Consider the following 4,884-nt stretch of genomic DNA (forward strand, 5'->3'; position numbering starts at 1 on the left):
GGCCTCGATGATGTCCTGGGGCGCGACCACGTTCTTCTTGGACTTGGACATCTTCTCGATGTCGCCGATGGTCAGGGCGGCGCCGTTGGACAGGCGGGTGGCGACGCGCTGGCCGTCCACCGTCTCGATGCGCACGTCCGAAGGCTCGACCCAGCGCGGCTTGCCGCTGGGCTCATGACCTTCGTAGTAGGTTTCGTGGACCACCATCCCTTGCGTGAACAGGCCGGCGAAGGGCTCCTTCACGTCCATCAGGCCGGCGTCCGACAGGGCGCGGGTGATGAAGCGGGCGTAGAGCAGGTGCAGGACCGCATGCTCGACGCCGCCGATATACTGATCGACCGGCAGCCACCGGGACGCGGCGGCCTTGTTGATCGGCTCATCGGCCTTGGGATCGGCGAAGCGGGCGAAGTACCAGCTGGAATCGACGAAGGTGTCGAGCGTATCCGTTTCGCGACGGGCTTCGCCGCCGCAAGTGGGGCAGGCGACGTGTTTCCAGGTCGGGTGACGGTCCAGCGGGTTGCCGGGCACGTCGAAGCTCACATCCTTGGGCAGTTCGACCGGCAGCTGGTCGGCGGGCGCGGCCACCGGGCCGCAGGTTTCGCAGTGGATGATGGGGATGGGGCAGCCCCAGTAGCGTTGGCGGCTGACGCCCCAGTCGCGCAGGCGATAGATGGTCTTGGCCTCGCCCTGACCCGCCGCCTCGATGCGGGCGATGGCCTCGGCCTTGGCGGTCTCGATGTCGAGGCCGTTGAGGAAGTCGGAATGGAAGATGGAGCCGGGGCCGGTGTAGGCCTCGGTTCCCACGACGAAGTCGTCGCCGGCGCCCTCGGGGCGGACGACCGGGATGACCGGCAGGCCGTATTTGCGGGCGAAGTCCAGGTCGCGCTGATCGTGGGCCGGGCAGGCGAAGATGGCGCCCGTGCCGTATTCCGACAGGATGAAGTTGGCGATCCAGACCGGGATCTCGGCGCCGGTGAAGGGGTGGACGACCTTCAGGCCCGTGTCCCAGCCGATCTTCTCGGCCTGTTCGATCTCGGCCTGAGAGGCGCCGCCCTTGCGGCATTCGGCGACGAAGGCGGCGACCCGGGGATCCGCCTCGGCCAGTTGCTTCGAGATCGGGTGATCGGGGGCCAGGCCCACGAAGCTGGCGCCGAACAGGGTGTCGGGGCGGGTGGTGTAGACCTCGACCGTCTCATGACCGGCCGGGGCGGCGTCGGGCGCGAAGGCCCACTTCATCTGCAGACCCCTGGACCGGCCGATCCAGTTTTCCTGCATCAGACGGACCTTGTCAGGCCAACGGCCTTCCAGGTCGGAGAGGCCGTCGATCAGATCATCCGCATACTGAGTAATGCGCAGGAACCACTGGTTCAGCTTGCGCTTCTCGACCAGGGCGCCCGAGCGCCAGCCGCGCCCGTCGATGACCTGTTCATTGGCCAGGACGGTGTTGTCGACCGGATCCCAGTTGACCACGCCGTCCTTGCGATAGACCAGACCGCGTTTGTACAGCTCCAGGAACCAGGCCTGCTGCTTGCCGTAATAGGCCGGATCGCAGGTGGCGAACTCGCGGCTCCAGTCCAGCGACAGGCCCAGCAGCTTCAACTGGTCGCGCATCGTGGCGATGTTGGACCAGGTCCAGTCGCCGGGATGGACGCCGCGCTCCATGGCCGCGTTCTCGGCCGGCATGCCGAAGGCGTCCCAGCCCATGGGGTGCAGGACGTCGAACCCTTGGGCCCGCTTGTGACGCGCCACCACGTCGCCCATCACATAGTTGCGGGCGTGGCCCATGTGGATGTTGCCCGACGGATAGGGGAACATCTCGAGGACATAGTATTTCGGACGGCCGGTATCGGCGTTGGACACCGAAAAGGCGTCAGCGTCCGCCCAGCGGGCCTGCTGGCGGGGTTCGGCGGTCTTGGGCTCGTAACGAGTGGCCACGGCGTATCCTGAGGTGTCGCCTCAGGCGCGAAGCTTGAGGCGGCCCTGAGGTCTGCGTTGGGGTGGCGGAGGAGAGGCGGCTCTTAGCGAGCCGCGTTGGCGAGGTTGAGCTGGCGCGCGCGCGTCAGGATGGCGTTTTCCAGATCGGTTTCCGTCTGGGCCGCGACCGGGGCGGCGGTCCAGGCGCCGGCGGCGTCCTTGACTTCCTTGGTCACGGAGACGTTGAGGGCGTCGGCGCGCAGGCGGCGATCCAGGATGAAGACGGTGGCCTTGAAGCGTTCGTTCGGCGCCTGCGGATTGACGTACCAGTCATAGTTGACCACGCCGCCCCACGGGTCGGCGCTGGCCAGGGGCATGAAGGCCAGGGTGTCCAGGGTGGCGCGCCACAGATAGGCGTTGACGCCGATGCCGAGCTGGGCGTCGGCCTTGGGGGCCTTTTCCTTGGCGCCGACGAAGGGCAGGCTGGAGCAGCCGCCGAGCAGCAGTCCCGACGCGATCAGGGCGACCGCAGCGCCGCGAACAAATGCCATTCCGAGAATCTCCGTAAGGGTTCGAGGTCGAGCCGTGATGCGGACCTCGTGCGCGCGCGCCCGAAGCCGCGCACGTCTGCGCCGCAGCGACGCTCTATAACACGGTGAAAAGGGGCGATGACAAGGCGAACCCGTGTTCGGGCGACCCAAGCCGACTTATTGGCGTGCTGTCAGCGCCACAGGGCGGCGCCAGAGTCGCGTGGAACCGCTCGCGCACGGCCACGTTGCGTTGACCGGGTGGACCAGCGGTGTCTAATCGCTGGGTTCTCGGGCTTCGGCCCTGGGTTCAGGAACAAGGACCGGCGCGGGAACGCCGCTCCAAGGGTTGGAAGATGCGTTTCGTTGCGATCATCGCTGCGACTGTGAGCGTTCTGGCTGTCGCCGGAACGGCTGATGACGCCTCGGCGCAAGCGCGCCGTGCGCCTGCCGTCTCGCTGACCGAAGCCGCCGCCCAGTCGTCGACCTCCTCGGTCGCGCCGCAACGTCGCGGCCTGCGCTGGAACGACAGCGGCCGTTGGGGCCTGAACTTCAACCTGAACCAGCCGGTCGGCCGCGAAACCGACTGGGGCGACGTCGAGGCCGGCGCCTACTACCGCCTCAGCCCTCGCCTGCGCGTCGGCGCCGCCGCCAACCTGGCCTCGCCCGAGATCGACCCGGCCCGCGCCCCCGAAAGCGCCGCCGATCGCCGCGCCGCGCCGCGCGTGCGTCTGGAAACCATCTTCAAGTTCTGATCGCGCAGGGCCCTCAGGGCCTGAAGGCGGTCTGCAGGGCGTCCACGCCCGCGACGCCGCATGCGCCCGATCCGATCAGATCCGCGACATTGCCCGCGCTGATACCGCCCAGGGCGTAGACGGGGCAGGCGGCGAGCGCCGCCGTCGCCGTGAAGCCCTCGATGCCCAGCGCCTTCTTGTCCGCCGAGGCGCCGCCCGCCGGGAACACCGGCGACAGGACCAGGGCGTCCAGATCGCGCGCGGCCTTCGCCGCCTCCAGCGAATGGACGGCGCCGGTCAGCAGCCAGTCCGGCCGTCGTCCCGACAGGGCGTAGGCCGCCGACAGAGCCCGCTCCGGCAGGTGCACCCCGTCGGCCCCGATCCGCTCGGCCAGGTCGGCGTCGAGCCCGACCAGCAGGCGCACCCCGGCCGCCTGGGTCGCCGCCCGCAGCCGCCGGCCGGTCTCCAGCGCATCGGTCGCGCCGAAGGGACGGAAGACCACCCCCGCGCCGGCCGGCAGGCGCGCCGCCGTCTCCCACGGCCGGGGGGTGCGCGTCGGGTCGGTGAAGAACAGAAGCGGGGGCAGGGGATGTTTCGGCGGGCTGACAGCCGCCGCCGCACGGGCTAGAGCCGTCGCCGTCTCCCACAGCGTGCGCGCGTCCTCGGACAGGGTCATGACCGCCTCTAATCCCGCTTCCGCCGTTTCGTCCATTGCTGATCGATTCGCCGCCGTGCGCGACCGCATCGCCCGGGTCTGCGTCGCGGCGGGCCGCGACCCGGCGTCCGTGACCCTGACCGCCGTGTCCAAGACGCAAGGCGCCGAGGCGCTGGACGCGGCGCTCGCGACCGGCCAGCGCGTCTTCGGCGAGAACCGGGTGCAGGAGGCGCAGGCGCACTGGGCCGGCCGCCGCGCCGCCTTCCCCGATCTGGAACTGCGCCTGATCGGCCCGCTGCAGACCAACAAGGCGGTCGAGGCGGCCGAGCTGTTCGACGTCGTCGAGACCCTGGACCGTGAAAAGCTGGCGGCGGCGCTGGCGGCGGCCATGGCCAGGACCGGCCGCCGTCCCCGCGTCCTGGTCCAGGTCAACACCGGCGCCGAGCCGCAGAAGGCCGGGGTCCTGCCTGAAGACGCCGACGCCCTGATCGCCTCGGCCCGCGACGCCCACGGCCTGAGCGTTGAAGGGCTGATGTGCATCCCCCCGGCGGACGAAGCGCCCGAGCCGCACTTCGCCCTGTTGGCCGAGATCGCCGCCCGCAACGGCCTGTCGGTCCTGTCGATGGGGATGAGCGGCGACTATGAAACCGCCATTCGCCTCGGCGCGACCCATGTCCGGGTCGGTTCGGCCCTGTTCGGGGAACGAATTGCGCCCCTAAAGCCCTCTTAAAGCGATGAAATAGCGGAGCACCCTTGGCGAACCCCTCAAGCCTCGCCATTCTCTAGTCATGGCGACCCCCAAGACCATCCTCATCATCGACGACGACGACGACCTGCGCGAGGCCTTGGCCGAGCAGCTGGCCCTGCACGAGGAGTTTCGTCCCGTCCAGGCCTCGACCGCCACCGACGGGGTGCGTCAGGCGCGCGAGGTTCGCGCCGACCTGATCCTGCTGGACGTCGACCTGCCCGACATGGACGGCCGCGAGGCCTGCCGCCTGATCCGCAAGGCGGGGGTCTCGACCCCGGTCATCATGCTGACGGCCCAGTCGTCGGA

At 69.5% G+C, this 4,884-nt stretch carries 6 protein-coding genes; 3 read left to right on the forward strand and 3 right to left on the reverse strand.

Features of this window, described 5'->3' with window-relative positions:
• Together leuS and VGE49_RS08490 are read right to left on the reverse strand one after the other, a co-directional pair.
• A partial coding sequence (gene leuS / locus VGE49_RS08485; RefSeq protein WP_331034122.1) for a leucine--tRNA ligase occupies window positions 1–1,935 on the reverse strand: 1,935 nt, incomplete at its 3' end.
• A gap of 83 nt (window positions 1,936–2,018) precedes the next feature.
• Complete coding sequence (locus tag VGE49_RS08490; RefSeq protein WP_331034123.1) at window positions 2,019–2,465, reverse strand: DUF3576 domain-containing protein; 447 nt, start codon at window positions 2,463–2,465, stop codon at window positions 2,019–2,021.
• Between the two features lie 332 nt (window positions 2,466–2,797).
• On the opposite strand from VGE49_RS08490, the gene VGE49_RS08495 reads away from it, so the two are divergent.
• Window positions 2,798–3,196, forward strand: coding sequence for an NtrZ family periplasmic regulatory protein (locus VGE49_RS08495; protein ID WP_331034124.1), 399 nt, complete (start codon window positions 2,798–2,800; stop codon window positions 3,194–3,196).
• A 13-nt stretch (window positions 3,197–3,209) separates the two neighbouring features.
• On the opposite strand, the gene VGE49_RS08500 is transcribed toward VGE49_RS08495, so the two are convergent.
• Window positions 3,210–3,851, reverse strand: a complete 642-nt coding sequence (locus VGE49_RS08500) for a thiamine phosphate synthase (protein WP_331034125.1) — start codon at window positions 3,849–3,851, stop codon at window positions 3,210–3,212.
• Here VGE49_RS08500 and VGE49_RS08505 point away from each other — a divergent pair.
• Both VGE49_RS08505 and VGE49_RS08510 read left to right on the forward strand, forming a co-directional pair.
• Entirely contained in the window at window positions 3,850–4,560 is a 711-nt protein-coding gene (locus tag VGE49_RS08505; protein WP_331034126.1) for a YggS family pyridoxal phosphate-dependent enzyme, read from the forward strand. The two genes, VGE49_RS08500 and VGE49_RS08505, sit on opposite strands and share 2 nt — an antisense overlap.
• A 58-nt stretch (window positions 4,561–4,618) precedes the next feature.
• Window positions 4,619–4,884, forward strand: a 266-nt coding sequence (locus VGE49_RS08510; protein ID WP_331034127.1) for a response regulator, incomplete at its 3' end; no start/stop codon positions are given.

The organism is Brevundimonas sp., from assembly GCF_036405315.1.
GTDB lineage: Bacteria > Pseudomonadota > Alphaproteobacteria > Caulobacterales > Caulobacteraceae > Brevundimonas.

Excerpts from the sequence above, each read along its gene's own strand:
- VGE49_RS08495 (WP_331034124.1), top strand. The coding sequence starts at position 2,798 with ATGCGTTTCGTTGCGATCATCGCTGCGACTGTGAGCGTTCTGGCTGTC.
- VGE49_RS08490 (WP_331034123.1), bottom strand. The coding sequence starts at position 2,465 with ATGGCATTTGTTCGCGGCGCTGCGGTCGCCCTGATCGCGTCGGGACTG.
- VGE49_RS08500 (WP_331034125.1), bottom strand. The coding sequence starts at position 3,851 with ATGACCCTGTCCGAGGACGCGCGCACGCTGTGGGAGACGGCGACGGCT.
- VGE49_RS08505 (WP_331034126.1), top strand. The coding sequence starts at position 3,850 with ATGACCGCCTCTAATCCCGCTTCCGCCGTTTCGTCCATTGCTGATCGA.